This is a genomic window from Pseudomonas sp. S8, assembly GCF_050473925.1.
Classification (GTDB): domain Bacteria; phylum Pseudomonadota; class Gammaproteobacteria; order Pseudomonadales; family Pseudomonadaceae; genus Aquipseudomonas; species Aquipseudomonas parakoreensis.
This window is the reverse complement of the sequence record NZ_JBFDVZ010000016.1, coordinates 3522829-3547138: the sequence shown is the minus strand read 5'-3', so window position 1 is coordinate 3547138 and position 24310 is coordinate 3522829. Positions and strand designations below refer to the sequence as shown.

The 24310-nt window shown below is 58.1% G+C and carries 11 protein-coding genes, 2 tRNA genes and 3 rRNA genes; 13 read left to right on the top strand and 3 right to left on the bottom strand.

Annotated elements, in window-relative coordinates; all coding sequences use genetic code 11:
* Positions 1–83 precede the first annotated feature (83 nt).
* Positions 84–1472 carry a uracil-xanthine permease family protein gene (locus tag AB1J88_RS17185; RefSeq protein ID WP_414904176.1) on the bottom strand — a complete coding sequence of 463 codons (1389 nt, stop codon included), beginning with the start codon at positions 1470–1472 and terminating at the stop codon, positions 84–86.
* A 164-nt stretch (positions 1473–1636) separates the two neighbouring features.
* Positions 1637–2557: a LysR family transcriptional regulator gene (locus tag AB1J88_RS17180; protein WP_007968115.1), complete on the bottom strand. Its 921-nt coding sequence runs from the start codon at positions 2555–2557 to the stop codon at positions 1637–1639.
* A gap of 138 nt (positions 2558–2695) precedes the next feature.
* Between AB1J88_RS17180 and AB1J88_RS17175 the strand changes: the two genes are divergently transcribed.
* The 13 genes from AB1J88_RS17175 to AB1J88_RS17115 all read left to right on the top strand — a co-directional run bounded on the left by AB1J88_RS17175 (position 2696) and on the right by AB1J88_RS17115 (position 23315).
* The gene (locus AB1J88_RS17175; RefSeq protein ID WP_430291547.1) at positions 2696–4045 is read left to right on the top strand and encodes an aspartate aminotransferase family protein; all 1350 of its coding nucleotides are present in this window, start codon (positions 2696–2698) and stop codon (positions 4043–4045) included.
* 76 nt (positions 4046–4121) lie between these two features.
* Positions 4122–5615, top strand: a complete 1494-nt coding sequence (locus AB1J88_RS17170; RefSeq protein ID WP_041067919.1) for a CoA-acylating methylmalonate-semialdehyde dehydrogenase — start codon at positions 4122–4124, stop codon at positions 5613–5615.
* Positions 5616–6245: 630 nt separating this feature from the next.
* Positions 6246–7782, top strand: a 16S ribosomal RNA gene (locus AB1J88_RS17165).
* Positions 7783–7906: 124 nt separating this feature from the next.
* Positions 7907–7983, top strand: a tRNA-Ile gene (locus tag AB1J88_RS17160).
* Positions 7984–7992: 9 nt separating this feature from the next.
* A tRNA-Ala gene (locus tag AB1J88_RS17155) sits at positions 7993–8068 on the top strand.
* A 237-nt stretch (positions 8069–8305) separates the two neighbouring features.
* A 23S ribosomal RNA gene (locus tag AB1J88_RS17150) occupies positions 8306–11197 on the top strand.
* Positions 11198–11350: 153 nt separating this feature from the next.
* Positions 11351–11466, top strand: a 5S ribosomal RNA gene (gene rrf / locus AB1J88_RS17145).
* Together the 16S, 23S and 5S rRNA genes with 2 tRNA genes alongside form the textbook arrangement of a ribosomal RNA operon.
* Positions 11467–11619: 153 nt before the next feature.
* Positions 11620–15072, top strand: a complete 3453-nt coding sequence (recC, locus tag AB1J88_RS17140) for an exodeoxyribonuclease V subunit gamma (protein WP_430291546.1) — start codon at positions 11620–11622, stop codon at positions 15070–15072.
* Positions 15069–18758 (top strand): exodeoxyribonuclease V subunit beta, encoded by a 3690-nt coding sequence (gene recB, locus AB1J88_RS17135; protein WP_430291545.1) that lies wholly within the window; start codon positions 15069–15071, stop codon positions 18756–18758. Before recC ends, recB begins: the two co-directional genes overlap by 4 nt.
* A complete protein-coding gene (gene recD / locus AB1J88_RS17130) occupies positions 18755–20851 on the top strand; it encodes an exodeoxyribonuclease V subunit alpha (RefSeq protein ID WP_430291544.1) in 2097 nt (698 codons plus the stop codon). Before recB ends, recD begins: the two co-directional genes overlap by 4 nt.
* 123 nt (positions 20852–20974) lie before the next feature.
* On the top strand, positions 20975–21550 hold the full coding sequence (locus AB1J88_RS17125; protein WP_041066640.1) for a YfiR family protein: 576 nt from the start codon (positions 20975–20977) through the stop codon (positions 21548–21550).
* A complete protein-coding gene (locus AB1J88_RS17120; protein ID WP_095667609.1) occupies positions 21547–22815 on the top strand; it encodes a diguanylate cyclase domain-containing protein in 1269 nt (422 codons plus the stop codon). The genes AB1J88_RS17125 and AB1J88_RS17120 overlap by 4 nt, the downstream gene beginning before the upstream one ends.
* Positions 22816–22859: 44 nt before the next feature.
* Positions 22860–23315, top strand: coding sequence for an OmpA family protein (locus AB1J88_RS17115; RefSeq protein ID WP_222019448.1), 456 nt, complete (start codon positions 22860–22862; stop codon positions 23313–23315).
* Here the strand turns inward: AB1J88_RS17115 and AB1J88_RS17110 are convergent.
* Positions 23312–24259: a LysR family transcriptional regulator gene (locus tag AB1J88_RS17110; protein WP_007962101.1), complete on the bottom strand. Its 948-nt coding sequence runs from the start codon at positions 24257–24259 to the stop codon at positions 23312–23314. The two genes, AB1J88_RS17115 and AB1J88_RS17110, sit on opposite strands and share 4 nt — an antisense overlap.
* Between the last annotated feature and the right edge of the window lie 51 nt (positions 24260–24310).

The window sequence follows — 24310 nt, the reverse complement described above, 5'->3', positions numbered from 1 at the left end:
ACTTCCGGTTTGTCTGTGGGTGCAACCAGTTGCGTTGATAACGCACCCACAGGCATCCGACAAGTCCTGATGCAATAAAACCGTTATGCCTGTTCGATCTTGTTCAACGATGCGCCGGATTCGACGGTCGAGGTTTTCGCCTCCGGCAGCAACAGGCAGAGGATGATCGCGGTCAGGCCACCGCTGGTAATTGCCGAGTCGAAGAGGTTCTGCACCAGTTTCGGCAACAGGTGCAGCAGGTTCGGTTGCGCGGCGATGCCCAGGCCGACGCCGAGCGAGGTGGCGATGATCAGCATGCTGCGTCGGTCCAGCGGCGACTGCGCGAGAATCCGCACCCCGGCCGCCGCCACGCTGCCGAACATCACCAGGGTGGCGCCACCGAGCACCGGTTTGGGGATCTGCTGCAGCACCGCGCCGATCATGGGGAACAGGCCGAGACAAAACAGGATCGCACCGATGTATAAACCGACGTAGCGGCTGGCGACGCCGGTCAACTGGATCACGCCGTTGTTCTGCGCAAACGTGGTATTGGGGAAGGCGCTGAAGGTGGCGGCGATCATGCAGCTGACGCCGTCACCGAGTACGCCACCGCGCAGTCGACTTATATAAGAAGGGCCGCTGATCGGCTGACGGGCGAGCATGCAATTGGCGGTGAGGTCGCCGACGGTTTCGATGGTGCTGATCAGATAAATCAGCGCGACCGGCAGGAACGCCGTCCAGTCGAAGCTGAATCCGAACTTGAACGGTGCAGGAAGACTCACCAGCGGCAAGTCAGGCAATGCCTGCGGAACCAGTTTCCCGCTGAACCACGCGGCCAGACTGCCCAGCAGCAGTCCGATAATGATTGCCGACAGCCGCACCCACGGCGTGTTCGAGCGGTTGAGCAGGATGATCGTCAGCAACACGAACACCCCCAGCGCGAGATTGCCCGGGGCACCGAAGTCCGGCGCATTGAAACCACCGCCCAGATCGGTAATGCCGACTTTGATCAGGCTGATGCCGATCAGAGTAATGACGATCCCGGTCACCAGCGGCGTGACGACCCGGCGCAACTGACCGATGAAACGGCTGAGGACGATCTGCACCACGGCGCCGAAGAAGCACACGCCGAAGATCATCGCCAGAATGTCCTCCGGACTGCCGCCGCGCTGCTTGACCAGAAACCCGGCCGACAGCACTGCGCCGAGGAAGGCGAAACTGGTGCCTTGCAAACAGATCATCCCGGCGCCGATGCCGAACGGTCGCCGCGCTTGAATAAAGGTGCCGACCCCTGAAACCATCAACGCCATGCTGATGAGATACGGCAAGTGCGCGGTCAAGCCGAGAGCCGAGCCGATCACCAGCGGCGGGGTAATGATGCCGACGAAACTGGCGAGCACGTGTTGCAGGGCGGCGAGGATAGCTGCCGGTGGTTTTGGGCGGTCGTCGAGGCCGTAGATCAGTTCGCTGGACGGTTCAGAATCTGGCTGCATGGGTTTGGCTTCTTGTTCAGGGATCGAGTTCACCCTTCACTGCAAAAACCTGTCCACTTGCTCAGCTTTCTGCGTGTACACCTTCCAATGTAGGAGCTGCCGAAGGCTGCGATCCTTTGATCTTGCTGTTCCAGGCCGAAGCGGTAGATTCTGGGTTTATATTTTCAACGCGTCGCCGCCAGGCTCTCCAGAAAGCTCTCCAGCACCAAATGAGGGCGCCGCCCCTTGCGCGTGACCGATGCGAGGCTCAAGTCATAAAAACGCGTCGTCGATTTCAGCGCACGCAAGCGCCCTTGCTGCACCCACAGACTGGCGTAGTGATCCGGCAGATAACCGATATAACGCCCGGTCAGAATCAGAAACGCCATGCCCTCACGGTCGGAAGCGCTGGCGGTGCAGTTGAGTGCCTGGTAATGCGCCTGAATTTCCGCCGGCAAACGGAACGTCGGCGCAATCGCGTCCTGACTGTTCAGGCGTTCGTCATCCAGTTGCTTGTCATCGACATAAAACAGCGGATGACCCACTGCGCAATAAAGCAGCGAGCGCTCGCTGTACAACGGCTGATATTCCAGCCCCGACAGTGCACTGGCCTGCGGCACCACGCCGACATGCAGGCGGCCGTCGAGCACGCCTTGTTCGACTTCGTTGGGGGCGATCATGCGGATCTGGATCTGCACGTCCGGCCCGCGCTCCTTCAATTGGGCGAGGGCATGGGTGATGCGCATGTGGGGCAGGGTGACGAGGTTGTCGGTCAGGCCGATGATCAGTTCGCCGCGCAGGTGCTGGTGCAATCCGTTGACCTCGGTGCGGAAACTTTCCAGCGCACTTAATAGTTGCAGCGCCGATTGATAAACCTCGCGGCCCTCTTCGGTCAACGAGAATCCGGCGCGGCCACGCTGACACAAGCGCAGGCCGAGGCGCTGTTCGAGATCGCTCATCTGCTGGCTGATCGCCGAGCGCCCGATACCGAGCACGGTTTCCGCCGCCGAGAAGCCGCCGCACTCCACTACGCTGCGGAAAATCCGCAGCAGGCGAATATCAAAATCACTGACCTGGGCCAGCGGATCGGGGCGACGACTGCTCATGCTGTTGTTCTCATTGTTTAGCAGGCTTCTAACTGAAGGTTAGAAAAGTTGGATTTCACCGACTTTATCGCCGTGGCAATTTAGCTGCAACAACGCTTTTTATCTCCCTGATGCTTATGCCCTGCGAGGTTTTGCCCGATGAACATGCCTGAAAACGCGCCGTCGCCACTGGCCAGCCAACTGAAGCTGGACGCGCACTGGATGCCGTACACCGCCAACCGCAACTTCCAGCGCGATCCGCGTCTGATCGTGGGGGCCGAAGGCAGCTGGCTGTTCGATGACAAGGGCCGCAAGATCTACGATTCGCTGTCCGGTCTGTGGACCTGCGGCGCCGGGCACACCCGCAAGGAAATCCAGGAAGCGGTCGCCAAGCAACTGGGCACCCTCGATTACTCGCCAGGCTTCCAGTACGGCCATCCGCTGTCATTCCAACTGGCGGAAAAAATCACTGATCTGACCCCGGGCAACCTGAACCACGTGTTCTTCACTGACTCCGGCTCCGAGTGTGCCGACACCGCGGTGAAAATGGTCCGTGCCTACTGGCGTCTGAAAGGTCAGTCGACCAAGACCAAAATGATCGGCCGTGCCCGCGGTTATCACGGCGTGAACATCGCAGGCACCAGCCTCGGCGGCGTCAACGGCAACCGCAAACTGTTCGGCCAGGCGATGATGGACGTCGATCACCTGCCGCATACGCTGCTGGCCAGCAACGCATTCTCCCGTGGCATGCCGGAGCAGGGCGGCATCGCCCTCGCCGATGAACTGTTGAAGCTGATCGAACTGCACGATGCATCGAACATCGCGGCGGTCTTCGTTGAGCCAATGGCCGGCTCCGCTGGTGTACTGGTTCCGCCTCAGGGTTACCTGAAGCGTCTGCGCGAGATCTGCGATCAACACAACATCCTTCTGGTGTTCGACGAAGTGATCACCGGTTTCGGCCGCACCGGAGCGATGTTTGGCGCCGAGAGCTTTAGCGTGACTCCGGACCTGATGTGCATCGCCAAGCAGGTCACCAACGGCGCGATTCCGATGGGCGCGGTGATTGCCAGCTCCGAGATCTACCAGACCTTCATGAATCAGCCGACGCCGGAATATGCGGTGGAATTCCCCCACGGCTATACCTACTCGGCGCATCCGGTGGCGTGCGCCGCTGGCCTGGCGGCACTCGATCTGCTGCAAAAGGAAAACCTGGTGCAGAGCGTGGCCGAAGTCGCGCCGCATTTCGAAAATGCCCTGCACGGCCTGAAAGGTTCGAAGAACGTCATCGATATCCGTAACTACGGCCTGGCCGGTGCGATCCAGATTGCCGCCCGCGACGGCGACGCCATTGTGCGTCCGTTCGAAGCCGGCATGGCCCTGTGGAAAGCCGGGTTCTACGTGCGCTTCGGCGGCGACACCCTGCAGTTTGGCCCAACCTTCAACAGCAAGCCGCAAGACCTCGATCGTCTGTTTGACGCGGTTGGCGAAGTGCTGAACAAGCTCGACTGATTTTTCCCTCTATATATACCTGCGAATAACGGGCGCCCCATGCGGGCGTCTGTACACAAGAATTCAGGAGTTTTCGATGAGCGTTATCCCGCATTTGATCAATGGCGAACTGGTGACCGAGAACGGTCGCGCGGTTGATGTGTTCAACCCGTCCACCGGTCAGGCCATCCACAAGCTGCCGCTGGCCACCCGCGAAACCATTCAACACGCGATCGACGCCGCCAAGGCCGCGTTCCCGGCATGGCGCAACACCCCACCGGCCAAACGTGCCCAGGTGATGTTCCGCTTCAAGCAACTGCTGGAGCAGAACGAAGCGCGCATCTCGCAATTGATCAGCGAAGAACACGGCAAGACCCTCGAAGACGCCGCCGGTGAACTGAAGCGCGGTATCGAGAACGTCGAGTTCGCCTGCGCCGCGCCGGAAATCCTCAAGGGCGAGTACAGCCGCAACGTCGGCCCGAACATCGATGCCTGGTCGGACTTCCAGCCACTGGGTGTGGTGGCCGGTATCACGCCGTTCAACTTCCCGGCGATGGTGCCGCTGTGGATGTACCCGTTGGCGATCGTCTGCGGTAACTGCTTCATTCTCAAGCCATCCGAGCGTGACCCGAGCTCGACGCTGCTGATCGCCCAACTGCTGCTGGAAGCCGGTTTGCCGAAAGGCGTGCTGAGCGTGGTGCATGGCGACAAGACTGCAGTGGACGCGCTGATTGAAGCGCCGGAAGTCAAAGCGCTGAGCTTTGTTGGTTCGACGCCGATTGCCGAATACATCTACGCCGAAGGTACCAAGCGCGGTAAACGCGTTCAGGCACTGGGCGGGGCGAAGAACCATGCGGTGCTGATGCCGGATGCGGATCTGGACAACGCAGTCAGCGCGCTGATGGGCGCGGCCTATGGTTCTTGCGGTGAGCGCTGCATGGCGATTTCGGTCGCAGTGTGTGTCGGCGATCAGGTAGCGGATGCGCTGGTGGCGAAACTGGTTCCGCAGATCAAGGCGCTGAAAATCGGTGCCGGCACTTCGTGTGGGCTGGACATGGGGCCACTGGTGACCGGTCAGGCGCGGGACAAGGTCAGCGGCTATGTCGATGACGGTGTGGCAGCGGGCGCGACCTTGGTCGTCGATGGTCGCGGCTTGAGCATTCCGGGTAACGAAGAGGGCTTCTTCCTCGGCGGCTGCCTGTTCGACAATGTTACCCCTGAAATGCGCATCTATAAGGAAGAGATCTTCGGACCGGTGTTGTGCGTGGTTCGTGTCAATAGCCTGGAAGAGGCGATGAAGCTGATCAACGATCACGAATACGGTAACGGCACCTGCATCTTTACCCGTGACGGTGAAGCGGCGCGTCTGTTCTGTGACGAGATTGAAGTCGGCATGGTCGGCGTCAACGTACCACTGCCGGTACCGGTGGCTTACCACAGCTTCGGTGGTTGGAAGCGTTCGCTGTTCGGCGACCTTCATGCTTATGGTCCGGATGGTGTGCGCTTCTATACCCGTCGCAAGGCCATCACTCAGCGTTGGCCGCAGCGTGCGAGCCATGAGGCTTCGCAATTCGCTTTCCCTAGCTTGTAAGTAGCAGGGCATGACCAAGGCCGACCTCTAGAGGTCGGCCTTGGTGTTTTCGGGTGTTTTTGACCGATATGACAGAAATATGAAAAAAGCGGTTGACGGCAGATTCTGGAGGTCTATAATTCGCCCCACTTCCGGCGCAGTCGAAACGGAAAACTCCTTGAGATTCAATGAGTTACGCGGTTTTCGACAGTGGGTCGCTTCAGTTCATCGAGGCCTGGAAGGAGTTGAAAGAGCGGTGATGTTTGGCTCTTTTGATGGTTCGATCTTCTCGGTCGAAAGCGGAGAAAAAGAGGTGTTGACAGCAGCGTGTAACGCTGTAGAATTCGCCTCCCGCTAACGAGAGATCGGAAGCGAAAGTGGTTGAAGTTGTTGAAGAATTCTTCGAAAACTTCTGAAAATAATCACTTGACAGCAAATGAGGCTGCTGTAGAATGCGCGCCTCGGTTGAGACGAAAGATCTTAACCAACCGCTCTTTAACAACTGAATCAAGCAATTCGTGTGGGTGCTTGTGGAGTCAGACTGATAGTCAACAAGATTATCAGCATCACAAGTTACTCCGCGAGAAATCAAAGATGTAACCAACGATTGCTGAGCCAAGTTTAGGGTTTCTTAAAAACCCAAAGATGTTTGAACTGAAGAGTTTGATCATGGCTCAGATTGAACGCTGGCGGCAGGCCTAACACATGCAAGTCGAGCGGATGAAAGGAGCTTGCTCCTGGATTCAGCGGCGGACGGGTGAGTAATGCCTAGGAATCTGCCTGGTAGTGGGGGACAACGTTTCGAAAGGAACGCTAATACCGCATACGTCCTACGGGAGAAAGCAGGGGACCTTCGGGCCTTGCGCTATCAGATGAGCCTAGGTCGGATTAGCTAGTTGGTGAGGTAATGGCTCACCAAGGCGACGATCCGTAACTGGTCTGAGAGGATGATCAGTCACACTGGAACTGAGACACGGTCCAGACTCCTACGGGAGGCAGCAGTGGGGAATATTGGACAATGGGCGAAAGCCTGATCCAGCCATGCCGCGTGTGTGAAGAAGGTCTTCGGATTGTAAAGCACTTTAAGTTGGGAGGAAGGGTTGTAGATTAATACTCTGCAATTTTGACGTTACCGACAGAATAAGCACCGGCTAACTCTGTGCCAGCAGCCGCGGTAATACAGAGGGTGCAAGCGTTAATCGGAATTACTGGGCGTAAAGCGCGCGTAGGTGGTTTGTTAAGTTGGATGTGAAATCCCCGGGCTCAACCTGGGAACTGCATCCAAAACTGGCAAGCTAGAGTATGGTAGAGGGTGGTGGAATTTCCTGTGTAGCGGTGAAATGCGTAGATATAGGAAGGAACACCAGTGGCGAAGGCGACCACCTGGACTGATACTGACACTGAGGTGCGAAAGCGTGGGGAGCAAACAGGATTAGATACCCTGGTAGTCCACGCCGTAAACGATGTCAACTAGCCGTTGGGAGCCTTGAGCTCTTAGTGGCGCAGCTAACGCATTAAGTTGACCGCCTGGGGAGTACGGCCGCAAGGTTAAAACTCAAATGAATTGACGGGGGCCCGCACAAGCGGTGGAGCATGTGGTTTAATTCGAAGCAACGCGAAGAACCTTACCAGGCCTTGACATCCAATGAACTTTCCAGAGATGGATTGGTGCCTTCGGGAGCATTGAGACAGGTGCTGCATGGCTGTCGTCAGCTCGTGTCGTGAGATGTTGGGTTAAGTCCCGTAACGAGCGCAACCCTTGTCCTTAGTTACCAGCACGTTATGGTGGGCACTCTAAGGAGACTGCCGGTGACAAACCGGAGGAAGGTGGGGATGACGTCAAGTCATCATGGCCCTTACGGCCTGGGCTACACACGTGCTACAATGGTCGGTACAGAGGGTTGCCAAGCCGCGAGGTGGAGCTAATCCCATAAAACCGATCGTAGTCCGGATCGCAGTCTGCAACTCGACTGCGTGAAGTCGGAATCGCTAGTAATCGCGAATCAGAATGTCGCGGTGAATACGTTCCCGGGCCTTGTACACACCGCCCGTCACACCATGGGAGTGGGTTGCACCAGAAGTAGCTAGTCTAACCTTCGGGAGGACGGTTACCACGGTGTGATTCATGACTGGGGTGAAGTCGTAACAAGGTAGCCGTAGGGGAACCTGCGGCTGGATCACCTCCTTAATCGACGACATCAGCTGCTCCATAAGTTCCCACACGAATTGCTTGATTCATTGAAGAAGACGATAGAAGCAGCTTTAAGCTCCAAGCTGATAGCTCTGAGCTAATCAGTTACGCGCTCGAAATTGGGTCTGTAGCTCAGTTGGTTAGAGCGCACCCCTGATAAGGGTGAGGTCGGCAGTTCGAATCTGCCCAGACCCACCAATTTTGTATGGGGCCATAGCTCAGCTGGGAGAGCGCCTGCCTTGCACGCAGGAGGTCAGCGGTTCGATCCCGCTTGGCTCCACCATTAACTGCTTCTGCTTGTTAGAGCTTAGAAATGAATATTCCAGTGCGAATATTGATTTCTAGTCTTTGATTAGATCGTTCTTTAAAAATTTGGGTATGTGATAGAAAGATAGACTGAACGTTACTTTCACTGGTAACGGATCAGGCTAAGGTAAAATTTGTGAGTGACTCTTAAGAGTTTTGCGAATTTTCGGCGAATGTCGTCTTCACAGTATAACCAGATTGCTTGGGGTTATATGGTCAAGTGAAGAAGCGCATACGGTGGATGCCTTGGCAGTCAGAGGCGATGAAAGACGTGGTAGCCTGCGAAAAGCTTCGGGGAGTCGGCAAACAGACTTTGATCCGGAGATGTCTGAATGGGGGAACCCAGCCATCATAAGATGGTTATCTTGTACTGAATACATAGGTGCAAGAGGCGAACCAGGGGAACTGAAACATCTAAGTACCCTGAGGAAAAGAAATCAACCGAGATTCCCTTAGTAGTGGCGAGCGAACGGGGACTAGCCCTTAAGTGGCTTTGAGATTAGCGGAACGCTCTGGAAAGTGCGGCCATAGTGGGTGATAGCCCTGTACGCGAAAGTCTCTTAGTCATGAAATCGAGTAGGACGGAGCACGAGAAACTTTGTCTGAATATGGGGGGACCATCCTCCAAGGCTAAATACTACTGACTGACCGATAGTGAACTAGTACCGTGAGGGAAAGGCGAAAAGAACCCCGGAGAGGGGAGTGAAATAGATCCTGAAACCGTATGCGTACAAGCAGTGGGAGCAGACTTTGTTCTGTGACTGCGTACCTTTTGTATAATGGGTCAGCGACTTATTTTCAGTGGCGAGCTTAACCGAATAGGGGAGGCGTAGCGAAAGCGAGTCTTAATAGGGCGTCTAGTCGCTGGGAATAGACCCGAAACCGGGCGATCTATCCATGGGCAGGTTGAAGGTTAGGTAACACTGACTGGAGGACCGAACCGACTACCGTTGAAAAGTTAGCGGATGACCTGTGGATCGGAGTGAAAGGCTAATCAAGCTCGGAGATAGCTGGTTCTCCTCGAAAGCTATTTAGGTAGCGCCTCATGTATCACTGTAGGGGGTAGAGCACTGTTTCGGCTAGGGGGTCATCCCGACTTACCAAACCGATGCAAACTCCGAATACCTACAAGTGCCGAGCATGGGAGACACACGGCGGGTGCTAACGTCCGTCGTGAAAAGGGAAACAACCCAGACCGTCAGCTAAGGTCCCAAAGTTATGGTTAAGTGGGAAACGATGTGGGAAGGCTTAGACAGCTAGGAGGTTGGCTTAGAAGCAGCCACCCTTTAAAGAAAGCGTAATAGCTCACTAGTCGAGTCGGCCTGCGCGGAAGATGTAACGGGGCTCAAACCATACACCGAAGCTACGGGTATCACGCAAGTGATGCGGTAGAGGAGCGTTCTGTAAGCCTGTGAAGGTGAGTTGAGAAGCTTGCTGGAGGTATCAGAAGTGCGAATGCTGACATGAGTAACGACAATGGGTGTGAAAAACACCCACGCCGAAAGACCAAGGTTTCCTGCGCAACGTTAATCGACGCAGGGTTAGTCGGTCCCTAAGGCGAGGCTGAAAAGCGTAGTCGATGGAAAACAGGTTAATATTCCTGTACTTCTGGTTATTGCGATGGAGGGACGGAGAAGGCTAGGCCAGCTTGGCGTTGGTTGTCCAAGTTTAAGGTGGTAGGCTGAGATCTTAGGTAAATCCGGGATCTTAAGGCCGAGAGCTGATGACGAGTTACCTTTCAGGTGACGAAGTGGTTGATGCCATGCTTCCAAGAAAAGCTTCTAAGCTTCAGATAACCAGGAACCGTACCCCAAACCGACACAGGTGGTTGGGTAGAGAATACCAAGGCGCTTGAGAGAACTCGGGTGAAGGAACTAGGCAAAATGGCACCGTAACTTCGGGAGAAGGTGCGCCGGTGAGGGTGAAGGACTTGCTCCGTAAGCTCATGCCGGTCGAAGATACCAGGCCGCTGCGACTGTTTATTAAAAACACAGCACTCTGCAAACACGAAAGTGGACGTATAGGGTGTGACGCCTGCCCGGTGCCGGAAGGTTAATTGATGGGGTTAGCTAACGCGAAGCTCTTGATCGAAGCCCCGGTAAACGGCGGCCGTAACTATAACGGTCCTAAGGTAGCGAAATTCCTTGTCGGGTAAGTTCCGACCTGCACGAATGGCGTAACGATGGCGGCGCTGTCTCCACCCGAGACTCAGTGAAATTGAAATCGCTGTGAAGATGCAGTGTATCCGCGGCTAGACGGAAAGACCCCGTGAACCTTTACTATAGCTTTGCACTGGACTTTGAATTTGCTTGTGTAGGATAGGTGGGAGGCTTTGAAGCGTGGACGCCAGTTCGCGTGGAGCCATCCTTGAAATACCACCCTGGCAACTTTGAGGTTCTAACTCAGGTCCGTTATCCGGATCGAGGACAGTGTATGGTGGGTAGTTTGACTGGGGCGGTCTCCTCCTAAAGAGTAACGGAGGAGTACGAAGGTGCGCTCAGACCGGTCGGAAATCGGTCGTAGAGTATAAAGGCAAAAGCGCGCTTGACTGCGAGACAGACACGTCGAGCAGGTACGAAAGTAGGTCTTAGTGATCCGGTGGTTCTGTATGGAAGGGCCATCGCTCAACGGATAAAAGGTACTCCGGGGATAACAGGCTGATACCGCCCAAGAGTTCATATCGACGGCGGTGTTTGGCACCTCGATGTCGGCTCATCACATCCTGGGGCTGAAGCCGGTCCCAAGGGTATGGCTGTTCGCCATTTAAAGTGGTACGCGAGCTGGGTTTAGAACGTCGTGAGACAGTTCGGTCCCTATCTGCCGTGGACGTTTGAGATTTGAGAGGGGCTGCTCCTAGTACGAGAGGACCGGAGTGGACGAACCTCTGGTGTTCCGGTTGTCACGCCAGTGGCATTGCCGGGTAGCTATGTTCGGGAAAGATAACCGCTGAAAGCATCTAAGCGGGAAACTTGCCTCAAGATGAGATCTCACTGGAACCTTGAGTTCCCTGAAGGGCCGTCGAAGACTACGACGTTGATAGGTTGGGTGTGTAAGCGCTGTGAGGCGTTGAGCTAACCAATACTAATTGCCCGTGAGGCTTGACCATATAACACCCAAGCAATCTGAATGCTCGAAAGAGACCAGATTGCGGTGTGTGAAGACGCAATGAACCGAAAGTTCGCGCTGCTCACAAACACCTGTATCACATACCCGATTTGCTGAAGCGAGGCCAATTGGTCACGAGTCAGTACCCGAATTTCTTGACGACCATAGAGCGTTGGAACCACCTGATCCCATCCCGAACTCAGAAGTGAAACGATGCATCGCCGATGGTAGTGTGGGGTTTCCCCATGTGAGAGTAGGTCATCGTCAAGATTAAATTCCGAAACCCCAATTGCGAAAGCAGTTGGGGTTTTGTTTTGTCCGCAGGAAAGTTCCTACAGCGCGCGTTATGCCCTTCCGGCTGTCACAGCCTGCCGACAATGCTAAGGTTCTGCCCTGGCTTTGTACTTTTCCAAGGAAGCTTTTATGCCGGACGCCCAGTCCCTCAATGCTGCATTCATGGTGGTCCAGAGCAATAGCCTGGACGAACTGCGCAGCCTGGTGGTTAGCGTCATGCGGCGCTATCCATTGGCACCCTTGGAGAACGAAATCGCTCTGGTGCAGAGCAACGGTATCGCCCAATGGCTCAAACTGGCTTTGGCGGAAGACCCTGAGGACGACGACCTCGGGGGATGCGGAATAGCTGCGGCCATAGATGTGCAATTGCCTGGCAGTTTCATGTGGCAGCTTTACCGTATGGTGTTGGGCCGAGACGAAATTCCCGCCAACTCCCTGCTCGACAAAGCCCCATTGACCTGGCGACTGATGCGCTTGCTGCCGCAGGTTATTGATCGCCCCCATTTTGAGCCACTACAAAGGTTCCTCACGCACGACACGGATTTACGCAAGCGCTACCAGCTGTCAGAGCGTCTGGCAGATCTCTTTGACCAGTACCAAGTGTATCGGGCTGATTGGCTCGAGGACTGGGCCGAAGGCCGGCACCAGTTGCGCAATGTTCGAGGTGAAGTGAAGCCACTGCCCCCGGTCAGTTGCTGGCAGGCTGAATTGTGGCGTGCTCTGCTGGAAGATGTCGGTGAGCAGGGCATGGCGCAGAGCCGGGCAGGTGTTCATCAGCGCTTTGTCGAGCGCATAAATGCCCTTGAAAACGCACCTGCGGGGCTACCCTCGCGGGTGATCGTGTTTGGCATATCTTCGTTGCCGGCCCAGGTGCTCGAAGCATTGGCCGGACTTGCGCGTTTCAGTCAGGTGTTGCTGTGTGTGCACAACCCTTGCCGACACCATTGGGCAGATATCGTTGCCGACAAGGATCTGCTGCGCCATCAATACAAGCGACAAAGCCGCAAGACCGGCATGCCGGTCGTACTCGATCCGGAAGCGCTGCACCAACACGCGCATCCGTTGCTCGCAGCTTGGGGCAAGCAGGGGCGCGACTACATTAACTTGCTGGACAGCTACGATGACCCCAATAGCTATCGCGCGGCATTCCGTGACGGGCGTATCGATCTGTTCAGCGAGACGCAGCCACAGAACCTGCTCAATCAACTTCAGGATGACATCCTCGAATTGCGGCCGCTCAATGAAACGCGTAAACACTGGCCTTCCGTCGACCTGACGCAGGATGAGTCGATCCGCTTCCATATAGCCCACAGTGCTCAGCGCGAGGTGGAAATCCTTCACGACCAGTTACTCGCCCGCTTCAGTGCCAAACCCGACCTACGCCCGCGCGATGTAATCGTGATGGTGCCGGACATCGATAGCTATGCGCCCCATATTCGGGCGGTGTTCGGGCAACTGGATCGGCATGATCCGCGCTTCATTCCATTTACCTTGGCCGACCAGGGCCAGCGCGGTCGCGATCCGTTGCTGATTGCCGTCGAGCACCTCCTTAAACTGCCGGACAGTCGTTTCCCGGTAAGCGAGATCCTCGACCTGCTCGACGTTCCTGCATTGCGCGCCCGCTTTGGCGTTCAGGAACGCGACTTACCTACGCTGCATCGCTGGATCGAAGGCGCAGGTGTGCGCTGGGGAATGAACGCTGAACAACGTGCTGGATTGGGCTTGCCAAATGAGCTTGAGCAAAACAGCTGGCATTTCGGCCTGCGACGGATGTTGCTTGGATACGCCGTAGGCAGCTCCAACGCCTGCGCAGGTATCGAGCCTTACGATGAAATCGGCGGTCTGGATGCAGCGTTGATCGGGCCGCTGGTTGCCCTGCTCGATGCCTTGGAGCTGGCCCATCACGAGCTCAATGAGGCCGCTCAGCCCAAGGTGTGGGGCCTGCGGCTGCAGATTCTGATGCAACTATTCTTCAAGGCCAGTAATGAGCACGACGATTATCTGCTCACGCAACTTGAGGAGCTGCGCGAGACTTGGCTACAGACCTGCGAGTCGGTGGGGTTGGTAGATGAGTTGCCGCTGACGGTGGTTCGGGAAGCCTGGCTCGCGGGGCTGGATCAAGGGCGTCTGTCCCAGCGCTTTCTGGCCGGTGCAGTAAATTTTTGCACACTGATGCCCATGCGTGCGATCCCGTTCAAGCTTGTCTGTTTGCTGGGGATGAACGATGGCGATTATCCCCGGGCGCAACCTCCGCTTGATTTTGACCTCATGGGCAGTGATTACCGGCCCGGGGACCGTTCCCGACGTGAGGATGATCGCTATCTGTTGCTCGAGGCGCTGCTGTCTGCGCGAAATCAGCTGTACATCAGTTGGGTCGGACGCAGTATTCGAGACAATAGTGAACGGCCTGCTTCCGTGCTGATCGGCCAGTTGCGCGATCACCTAGCCAGTGGCTGGCGGTCGCTCGATGAGCACCAGGAACTGTTGCACGCCATGACCGAGGAGCATCCCCTGCAACCGTTTAGCTCGCGCTATTTCCATGAAGGCGACCAACTATTCAGTTATGCCCGTGAATGGCAGGTTTTGCACCAGATGCATGAGCCACAACACGAAGCTGAGCTACTCGCGCCTTATGTTCAGGAGGAGCCGCTGAGTCTGGCCCTTCTGCAGGATTTCCTGCGCAATCCGGTCCGGCACTTTTTCACGCAGCGACTCAAAGTGTACTTTGAGGCCGCCGAGGCGCCCCTGGCTGACGAAGAACCGTTCGTGCTGGACGCATTGCAACGTTACACACTGAGCGAGAGCCTGCTCGAGGCCGCGCTTCGGCAGCCCGATAATGTCGATCGTGCGCTAGAAGATCAGGCACGTCGTTTGCAAAACAGTGGGTTACTGCCCATGGCCGGTTTTGGCGAATGCCTGCAACGAGAGTTGATCGAGCCGTTACCGGACCTGCTGCAGCGTTACCAACAACTTCTGGCGTTATGGCCGACTCCGTTGACCAGCGCGCTGCCGGTCAATCTCGAGTTGCAGGGTGTGCGTATTGAAGGCTGGCTCGCCGGTTTGCATCAGCGTGCTGACGGTGGCGTGTTGTCCGTCACGGCCATTCCCAACAGCATCGGTTCGATCAAAAGTCGGAAATGGCATCGCTTGATCAAGCCCTGGGTCAACCACCTGGTGGCCTGCGCCAGCGGACTCATGCTGAGCACGGCGTTGGTGGCGAGTGACGATACGCTGTTGCTCGAGCCGATGGAGAAGGATCGTGCCGCTCGGTTCCTTGGCGATCTTCTGCTCGCCTGGCAGGCCGGCATGCGCCAGCCGCTGCCGATCGCGGTCAAGACAGCCTTCGCCTGGCTTGCGCAGACTGATCCGCTCAAAGCCGAGGCAGCTGCCCGCAAGGCCTATGAAGGTGACGGCCAGACCACTGAAGCCGAGCGCCGAGAGAACCCTGCGTTGTCCCGTCAATTCGCAGATTTTGATGCATTGCTGGCGGATGAAACATTCTCCGGTTGGTGCGACGCGTTGTATCGCCCTCTGTATGAAGCGCCTTGGCGTTCACTGACCAGCGAAGGGGCGCACGCATGAGTACCAAGACACCTTTGGCACTGGCCTTCCCGCTGCACGGCAGTCAACTTATCGAGGCCAGTGCCGGCACCGGCAAGACCTTTACTATCTCGGCGCTTTATCTGCGGCTGATCCTTGGGCACGGCGGCGAAGCGAGCGGTTTCGGCCGTGAGCTGCTGCCCCCGCAGATTCTTGTGGTGACGTTCACTGATGCCGCCACCAAGGAACTGCGTGAAAGAATTCGTACACGTCTGGCCGAGGCCGCGCGGTTTTTCCGTGAAGAAACCCCTGCGCCGGATGCCCTGATTGCCGAATTGCGTGAGCAATTTGACCCGGCGCAATGGGCCGGATGCGCCAATCGTCTGGACATCGCCGCGCAATGGATGGACGAAGCGGCCGTCTCCACCATCCACAGTTGGTGCCAGCGCATGTTGCGCGAACATGCATTCGACAGCGGCAGCTTGTTTACGCAATCCCTGGAGACCGATCACAGCGACCTGCTCGGCGAAGTGCTGCGCGATTACTGGCGACTGTTCTGTTATCCGATGCAGGGCGATGCGCTGAACTGGGTTCGTACCCACTGGGGCGGTCCGGCCGCGTTGTTGCCAAGGGTGCGCGGCCTGTTTGGCAGTGAGCGCGACAGTGATGACGGAAAGGCTCCCGCAGAGCTGATCGACGAGTGCCTGCTGGAGCGACGTGCCGCGTTGCTCGAGCTGAAGATGCCATGGCGTCAGTGGGCGGATGAGCTGCTGCTGATCTGTCACGAGGGCGTCGCGAGCAAAGCCGTTGACGGACGCAAGATGCAGGCGCGTTACTTCGAGCCCTGGTTCGAGAAACTCAAGGCCTGGGCGCAAGACGAGTCCATGGAGCAACTGGACATCGGCACTGGTTTCACCCGACTGACCCCTGACGGGATGGCTGAAGCCTGGAAGGGGCAGGCGCCGAGTCATCCGGGGCTCGACGCGATGCCGGGGCTCAAGTCGAGCCTCGACGCGCTGCCCACCCCGGATGCCGCTGTCTTGCAGCACGCGGCGAGATGGGTGGGCGCGCGTTTTGAAGAAGAGAAGCGTCGTCGTGCGGAAATGGGCTTCGATGACATGCTGTTACGCCTCGATGCGGCGTTGCAATCCGACAGCGGCGAGCGCCTTGCTGCGGTAATCCGCGAGCAGTTTCCGGTGGCACTGATCGATGAGTTTCAGGACACCGATCCGGTGCAATACCGGATCTTCGAAAGCATCTATCGCATCGAAGATAACAGTCCGGACACCGGCCTGTTCCTGATCGGCGACCCCAAGCAGGCGATCTACGCGTTCCGTGGCGCCGATATCTATACCTACCTGCGCGCGCGTCAGGCCACCACCGGCCGTCTGCATACGCTGGGCACCAACTTCCGCTCCAGCCATGGCATGGTCAATGCGGTCAATCATGTATTCGAACGCGCCGAGTCCCGTGAGCAGGGGCGCGGCGCGTTTTTATTTCGGGAAAAAACCGGGGAAAACCCGGTGCCGTTCCAGCCCGTTGATTCGCAAGGACGCAAAGAGCGGTTGCAGATTGCCGGCCAGGATGTCGCGGCACTGAACGTCTGGCACCTGTCGACGGACCAGCCGCTGTCAGGGGCGGTCTATCGCCAGCAGTTGGCGGCGGTCTGTGCCAGCGAAATCACCGCATTGCTCAACGGCGGGCAAGCCGGCGCGGCGGGATTTGTCCGGGACGCAGAAGCCTTCCGCGGTTTGCGGCCCTCCGATATCGCGATTCTGGTACGTGACGGCAAAGAGGCCCAAGCCGTACGCACAGAACTCGCGGCCCGTGGCGTGCGCAGCGTTTATCTGTCGGACAAGGACTCGGTGTTTGCCGCCCAGGAAGCGCACGACCTGCTGTCCTGGCTCAAGGCCTGCGCCGAGCCGGATGTCGAGCGCTCACTGAAGGCCGCGCTGGCCTGCATCACCCTCAATCTGCCGCTGGCTGAACTTGAGCGCTTGAATCAAGACGAGTTGATCTGGGAAGCTCGCGTCATGCAGTTTCGTGGCTATCGCGAACTGTGGCGCAAGCAAGGTGTACTGCCGATGTTGCGACGCTTGCTGCACGACTTCCATTTACCGCAGACCCTGATCGCTCGCAGTGACGGCGAACGAGTGCTGACCAACCTTCTGCACCTGTCGGAACTGATGCAGCAGGCCGCGGCGGAACTCGATGGCGAGCAAGCGCTGATTCGTCATCTGGCCGAGTTGCTGGCACTGTCCGGTCAGGCCGGTGAAGAACAGATATTACGTCTGGAGAGCGACGAGCAACTGGTCAAGGTGGTGACCATCCACAAGTCGAAGGGACTTGAGTATCCGTTGGTGTTCCTGCCTTTCATCTGTTCGGCAAAACCGGTGGATGGCAGTCGCCTGCCGCTGCATTACCACGATGCTTCCGGCAAAGCCCAGGTGACACTGAAGCCTACCGCCGAATTGGTCGCCCTGGCGGATGACGAGCGCCTGGCCGAGGACCTGCGTCTGCTCTACGTCGCGCTGACTCGTGCGCAACATGCATGCTGGCTGGGTGTAACGGACCTCAAACGCGGTAATAACAACAGTTCAGTGCTTCATCTTTCGGCGCTTGGCTATCTGCTGGGTGGCGGCGCCAGGCTGGATGAGTCAACCGGCCTGAGTCGTTGGCTGCAGGATCTGCAACAGAACTGCGCGGCTATCAGTCTGAGTGAGTTGCCTCAAGCGACGCAGGAGATCTACCAGCCCGAGCGCAATGAAGCGATCCTCAGCGCCACATTGGTGCCAAAGCGCAAGGCCAGCGAGAACTGGTGGATTGCCTCTTACAGTGCATTGCGCATCAGCGACGTGTTGAGTGTCGGCAGCGATGAGGCGCCGGACAGTCCGCAAGCGCAAAAGCTGTTTGACGATGAGCGCCTCGACCCGGATGCGCCGCGAGAGCTCGTGGTTGGTGGCGCCGATATCCATCGTTTTCCCCGCGGTCCGAACCCGGGAACCTTCCTCCATGGTTTGCTGGAGTGGGCTGGCGATGAAGGCTTTGCCGTTTCCAGTGAGTCGATCAAGGACGCAATTGGCCGGCGCTGCAATCTGCGCGGCTGGCAGGGCTGGATTGTCACCTTGAGTGACTGGCTGCAGCACTTGCTCAAGTCCCCGCTGCCAGCAGGTGGCGGACAGCCTCCGGTCGTGCTCGAGCAACTGAAGCAGTACCGCGTTGAAATGGAGTTCTGGTTTGCCAGTCACAAGGTTGATGTCCTCAAACTTGATGATTGGGTGCGCCAGTACACCCACAACGGTGTGGCGCGAGTAGCCGCCGAGCCAGTACAGCTCAACGGCATGTTCAAAGGTTTTATTGACCTGACTTTCGAACACGCGGGCCGTTACTACGTCGCCGACTACAAATCCAACTGGCTGGGTGTCGACGATACGGCCTATACCGAGCAAGCCATGGAGCGCTCGATCCTCGACAACCGTTACGACCTGCAGTACGTGCTGTATCTGCTGGCCTTGCATCGGCAATTGAAGGCGCGCCTGCCCGACTACGATTATGACCGGCATGTCGGTGGTGCGTTGTATGTATTCCTGCGGGGAACCCGGGCAGACAGTCGCGGCGTGTACTTTGCGCGGCCGCCACGGGACTTGATCGAACGCCTGGATCGCCTCTTCCAGGGTAAGCCGGAACCCAAGGCCGAACCCGCATGGGAACAGGGAGTCCTGTTATGAACCGTACCTTCGCCGATCTGTCATCGGCTATCGACAACCCGTCGAGCCTGGCGCCACTGACCAGTGCCGCAGATCTGCTGATCTTGCTTGAGCGCTGGGTCGAGCGAGGCTGGCTTCGTTCGCTGGACAAGGCCTTTATCGGTTTTCTGTACGAACTCGCACCCCAGTCCGATCCACTGGTGTTGCTCGCTGCCGCACTGACCAGCCATCAACTGGGTCACGGACATGTCTGCCTCGATGTGTTCGAAACCCTCAAGGCCCCGGATTTCGCCCTGTCTTTACCTCCTGAAGGCGATGAGCAAAGTGATGTCTTGCTCCTGCCGTCGCAGTTGCTTGAAACGCTGGATGGCGCGCATTGGTGCAAGGTGCTGGCGAGCAGCGCTCTGGTTGCACTGGCTGCGGACAATAGCGAAGCGGCGCATCAGCGACCGTTGGTGCTGTCCGGCAAGCGTCTGTACCTGCGGCGCTACTGGGCCTATGAGCGGCGTATCGATGCGGCGTTACGCACACGTCTGGCCCAAGGCGAAACGCCGCCGGATGACTTGCCTAAGCGTCTCGATGAATTGTTCGGCCCCGCCAGGCCCGGAGCAGTGATCGACTGGCAGAAACTCGCCTGCGCGCTTGCCACTCGGGGAGCCTTCAGCATCATCACGGGCGGCCCGGGAACTGGCAAAACCACCACGGTGGTGCGTTTGCTCGCGCTGCTCCAGGCGCCGGCGGTCGAGGCCGGTCAACCGTTGCGTATTCGTCTCGCAGCGCCCACCGGCAAGGCCGCTGCGCGGTTGACCGAATCCATCAGCCAGCAAGTGCAATCGCTGACGGTCACCGAAGACGTGCGCGAGAAGATCCCTTGTGACGTGACGACTGTCCATCGTTTGCTGGGCAGCCGTCCCGGTACCCGACACTTCCGTCACCATGCTGGCAACCGCTTGCCGCTGGATGTGCTGGTGGTCGATGAAGCTTCCATGATCGACCTGGAAATGATGGCTAACCTGCTCGATGCATTGCCGAAGCATGCGCGTCTGGTGTTGCTCGGCGACAAGGATCAACTCGCTTCGGTGGAGGCCGGAGCGGTACTCGGCGATCTTTGCCGTGATGCCGAGGCAGGCTGGTATAACCCGCACACCCGGCAGTGGCTGGAGTCGGTCAGCGGAGAGTCATTGCACGGCAGTGACCTGCACGTAGACCTCGATGGCTCTCATCCGCTGGCCCAACAACTGGTGATGCTGCGTCATTCCCGGCGTTTCGGTGAAGGTAGCGGCATTGGTCAACTGGCGCGGCGGGTCAATCAGCAGTTGCCGGAGGAGGCGCGCCAGTTGCTGGCGGCCGGTCACTATGATGACGTGTTTTCCCTGCCGCTCAAGGGCGAACACGATCACACGTTCGAGCGGCTGCTGCTCGACGGTCATGGGGAAGGTCCAAAGGGTTATCGCCACTATCTGAATATCCTGCGCCAACAACGCCCGCCAGCGGACAGACCACTGGGGCATCCGGACTGGATCAACTGGGCGCGGGAAGTGCTGCAGGCGTTCGACACCTTCCAGTTGTTGTGTGCCGTGCGCAAGGGACCTTGGGGCGTTGAAGGGCTGAATCTGCGGATCACCGAAACCCTGCTCAAGGCACGCCTGATCGAGCATGACCAACAATGGTACGAAGGCCGGCCGGTGCTGATGACCCGCAACGATTACGGTCTGGGACTGATGAACGGCGATATCGGCATCGCCCTCAAGTTGCCCGAGCGCGAAGGCCCCGAAGCTGGCAGACCGGTACTGCGCGTTGCCTTTCCGCGAAACGACGGGCAGGGCGGGGTACGTTTCGTGCTACCGAGTCGGCTCAACGACGTTGAAACGGTGTACGCCATGACCGTGCACAAATCCCAGGGCTCGGAGTTCGCCCACACCGCGCTGATCCTGCCGGATGCCTTGAATCCGGTGCTGACCAAAGAATTGATCTACACCGGAATCACTCGGGCCAAGCACTGGTTCACCTTGATCGAACCCCGGCCTGGAGTGTTCGAAGAGGCCGTGCAGCGCAAGGTCAAGCGCCTGAGCGGATTGATGCTGGAACTGGAGGAAGGCGCAGAGGCTCGGTAATGAAATAACCTGAAGTCTGATACCGATTACTGATCGGCGGGTCAGAAGACGCTGTCTCGCTGGTGTTACTTCGCTGTGCTATCGTTGCGGCATCATTTCGGTACGATCCAAGAGAATCCCTGCATGAAGGTGGCTGTCTGGGCGACAGAGCGCGTGGTTCGCTGCAAGCACGCATTGCTTGTCGGTCTGCTCTGTTTGCTGGCGGGCGCTGCCATCGCGCAGCCACAAACGTCGGCGGGCATGGCCGAGCAACGCGCCCAAGCGGTGACGCAGGTCGTGCTCGGCATTCTCAGCTATGCACGCTGGCCGGTTGAACCTGCGCAATTGCGCCTGTGCATCGTCGGCCCCACTGAATACACCGACGACCTGGTCAAAGGCACCACGCAGGCCACTGGTCGGCCGGTCGTCGTACGCCGACTGCTGGCCGACAACCCGGCGATCGTCAGCGAATGCGATGCGGTGTATATCGGCAAACTCACGGCGGATGAGCGCAGTCGGCTGTTTGCTTCATTGATCGGTCACCCGGTGTTGAGCATCAGCGAAGGGGGCGATCAGTGCACGGTCGGCAGCCTGTTCTGCTTGCGCGTCGGCGATGAACAGGTGTCCTTCGAGGTCAACCTCGACTCTGTCGCGCGCAGCGGTGTACGCATCCACCCGAGCGTACTGCAATTGTCGCGTCGCAAACCGGCGGCGCCATGAAACTGTTCCGTTCTGGAAGCCGCCCGACGCTGGGATCGGTCATTGGCCGTGGCCATTTGATTGTGGCGCTCGTAGCCGTGACGATGGCCAGCGTATCGCTGACCCTGCTGGGCGTTCTCGCGCTGCGGGTGTACGCCGATCACAACTTGCAGCTCATTGCGCGCTCGATCAGCTACACCGTGGAAGCGGCGGTAGTGTTCAACGACAAGGCCGCCGCGACTGAGGCGCTGGCCTTGATTGCGTCCACCGAAGAGGTGGCGGACGCGCAGGTGTTCGATGCGCAAGGTCAGGTGCTGGCGCGTTGGCAGCGGCCGGAGAACGGCTTGTTCACCGAATTGGAAATGCAGATCACGCGTACCGTTCTGGAAAAGCCGGTCAGGCTGCCGATTGTGCATCAGGAACGCGAAATCGGTCACATTCTGCTGGTCGGTCATGGCGGCAGTCTCATGCGCTTTTTGCTGAGTGGTCTGGCAGGGATCATCCTGTGTACCGCCATCAGTGCCTGGGTCGCGCTCTATCTCGCGCGTCGACAATTACGCGGTATTACCGGACCACTGCGTAGCCTCGCCGCGGTGGCCCACGCCGCGCGCAGCGAGCGCGCGCTGGATCGACGGGTACCGCCGGCGCAGATTGCCGAACTGGATAATCTGGGCAACGACTTCAATGCTTTGCTCGACGAACTCGAATCCTGGCAAACCCACCTGCAGAGCGAGAACGAGACCCTCGCCCACCAGGCCAGCCACGACAGCCTCACCGGCTTGCCGAACCGGGCGTTTTTCGAGGGCCGATTGATTCGTGCCCTGCGTAATGCCGGCAAACTCAACGAGCGGGTAGCGGTGTTGTTTCTCGACAGTGACCGTTTCAAAGGCATCAACGACAACTTCGGCCACGCCGCCGGCGATGCCGTGCTGGTGGCAGTCGCCAATCGGATCCGCGCGCAGCTGCGTGAAGAGGATCTGGTGGCGCGGCTCGGCGGCGATGAGTTTGCCGTGCTGCTTGCGCCGCTGCACAAGGTCGAAGATGCCGAGCGCATTGCTGACAAGATTCTCGACAGCATGGACATGCCCATCGCGCTGCCGGGCGACACCAGTGTGGTGACGTCGCTCAGTATCGGCATTGCGGTTTTCCCCGATCATGGCGCCACGCCAGGTGCCTTGCTCAACGCCGCCGACGCCGCGATGTATCAGGCCAAACGCCTGTCACGTGGTGCTCAATTCACTGCCGGGTCGGAGAGCCCGGTTGTCAATCTGCAAACCAGGAGCTGATTCCCGTGTTCACATTTCCCGCTCGATTGTTTTCCGCCTTGCTGATGATCGCCGTACTGGCGCTGACCGGCTGCCAGACCGCACCGCAAAAAGGCCTGACCCCGGCGCAGATCGCCGTCCTCAAACAACAAGGCTTCGAGGCAACCGACGAAGGCTGGGAGTTTGGCCTGTCAGGCAAAGTGCTGTTTGGCAGCGATATCGAAAGCTTGAACGCGAAAAGCACCGAAATCGTCGAACGCATTGGCAAGGCGCTGGTGGGAGTCGGCATTGAGCGCGTACGGGTCGACGGTCATACCGACGCCTCGGGCAAAGAGACCTATAACCAGCAATTGTCGTTACGCCGGGCCAAGAGTGTGGCCAAAGTGCTGACCACCGTCGGCATGAAGGAAGAGAACATCCAGTTGCGCGGCCTGGGCAGCAGCGAGCCGGTGGCGTCCAACAGTACTGCCGCCGGACGTACCGAGAATCGTCGGGTGTCGATTGTGGTCAGCGCCGATTAATCGGCAAACCGCATCTCGCGGGTCTGCCCCATCAGCAGACCCTGATTACGCTCGGTCACCTCGCGGATGTAATCCCACAATAGGGTGATCCGCTTCAATTTCCTGAGATCCTCCCGGCAGTACATCCAGAACTGTCGGGTGATGTCGATTTCCTCGGGCAGCACCGGCAGCAGGCGCGGATCCTGGGCCGCGAGGAAGCACGGCAGAATCGCCAGTGAACGCCCTTGCTGCGCTGCGACGAACTGCGCGATCACGCTAGTGCTGCGCAGGTTCGCGCTGGCGCCGGGCAGCACGTTCGCCAAGTACAGCAGCTCCGAGCTGAACGCCAGGTCATCCACATAACTGATGAATTGATGCTTGCCCAAATCGGCCGGGCGGCGGATCGGTGGGTGTTGGTCGAGGTAGTCCTGGGTCGCGTACAGCTGCAAGCGGTAGTCGCAGAGTTTGCAGCACACGTACGGGCCGTGTTCCGGGCGCTCCAGTGCGATGACGATATCGGCTTCGCGTTTGGACAGGCTGATGAAGTGCGGCAGCGGCAGGATGTCTACCGAGATTGCCGGGTAAGCGTCGACGAAATGGCTCAGCTGTGGGGTGATGAAAAAGCTGCCGAAACCTTCGGTGCAGCCCATGCGCACATGGCCCGACAGTGCCACACCGGAGCCGGAGACCTGCTCGCAGGCCATATGCAAGGTGCTTTCAATCGACTCGGCATAGCCCAGCAAACGCTGGCCTTCAGTGGTCAGGACGAAACCGCTGGTGCGCGATTTTTCGAACAGCAACGTACCCAATGCCGCTTCCAGCGAACTGATGCGCCGCGACACGGTGGTGTAGTCGACGGCCAGGCGTTTGGCCGCGGTGCTGGCCTTGCGGGTGCGGGCGACTTCGAGGAAAAACTTCAGGTCGTCCCAGTTCAGCGACCCCAGGGAGGTGATGTTTTTTTGCATGATGGACGGGCTTATATGTGCGTTCTTATTAGAAGTTTGCACATCTATACT

Bases quoted from the DNA above. Each gene is read 5' to 3' on its own strand.
- AB1J88_RS17185 (WP_414904176.1), bottom strand. From the start codon at position 1,472: ATGCAGCCAGATTCTGAACCGTCCAGCGAACTGATCTACGGCCTCGAC.
- AB1J88_RS17180 (WP_007968115.1), bottom strand. From the start codon at position 2,557: ATGAGCAGTCGTCGCCCCGATCCGCTGGCCCAGGTCAGTGATTTTGAT.
- AB1J88_RS17175 (WP_430291547.1), top strand. From the start codon at position 2,696: ATGAACATGCCTGAAAACGCGCCGTCGCCACTGGCCAGCCAACTGAAG.
- AB1J88_RS17170 (WP_041067919.1), top strand. From the start codon at position 4,122: ATGAGCGTTATCCCGCATTTGATCAATGGCGAACTGGTGACCGAGAAC.
- recC (WP_430291546.1), top strand. From the start codon at position 11,620: ATGCCGGACGCCCAGTCCCTCAATGCTGCATTCATGGTGGTCCAGAGC.
- recB (WP_430291545.1), top strand. From the start codon at position 15,069: ATGAGTACCAAGACACCTTTGGCACTGGCCTTCCCGCTGCACGGCAGT.
- recD (WP_430291544.1), top strand. From the start codon at position 18,755: ATGAACCGTACCTTCGCCGATCTGTCATCGGCTATCGACAACCCGTCG.
- AB1J88_RS17125 (WP_041066640.1), top strand. From the start codon at position 20,975: ATGAAGGTGGCTGTCTGGGCGACAGAGCGCGTGGTTCGCTGCAAGCAC.
- AB1J88_RS17120 (WP_095667609.1), top strand. From the start codon at position 21,547: ATGAAACTGTTCCGTTCTGGAAGCCGCCCGACGCTGGGATCGGTCATT.
- AB1J88_RS17115 (WP_222019448.1), top strand. From the start codon at position 22,860: ATGATCGCCGTACTGGCGCTGACCGGCTGCCAGACCGCACCGCAAAAA.
- AB1J88_RS17110 (WP_007962101.1), bottom strand. From the start codon at position 24,259: ATGCAAAAAAACATCACCTCCCTGGGGTCGCTGAACTGGGACGACCTG.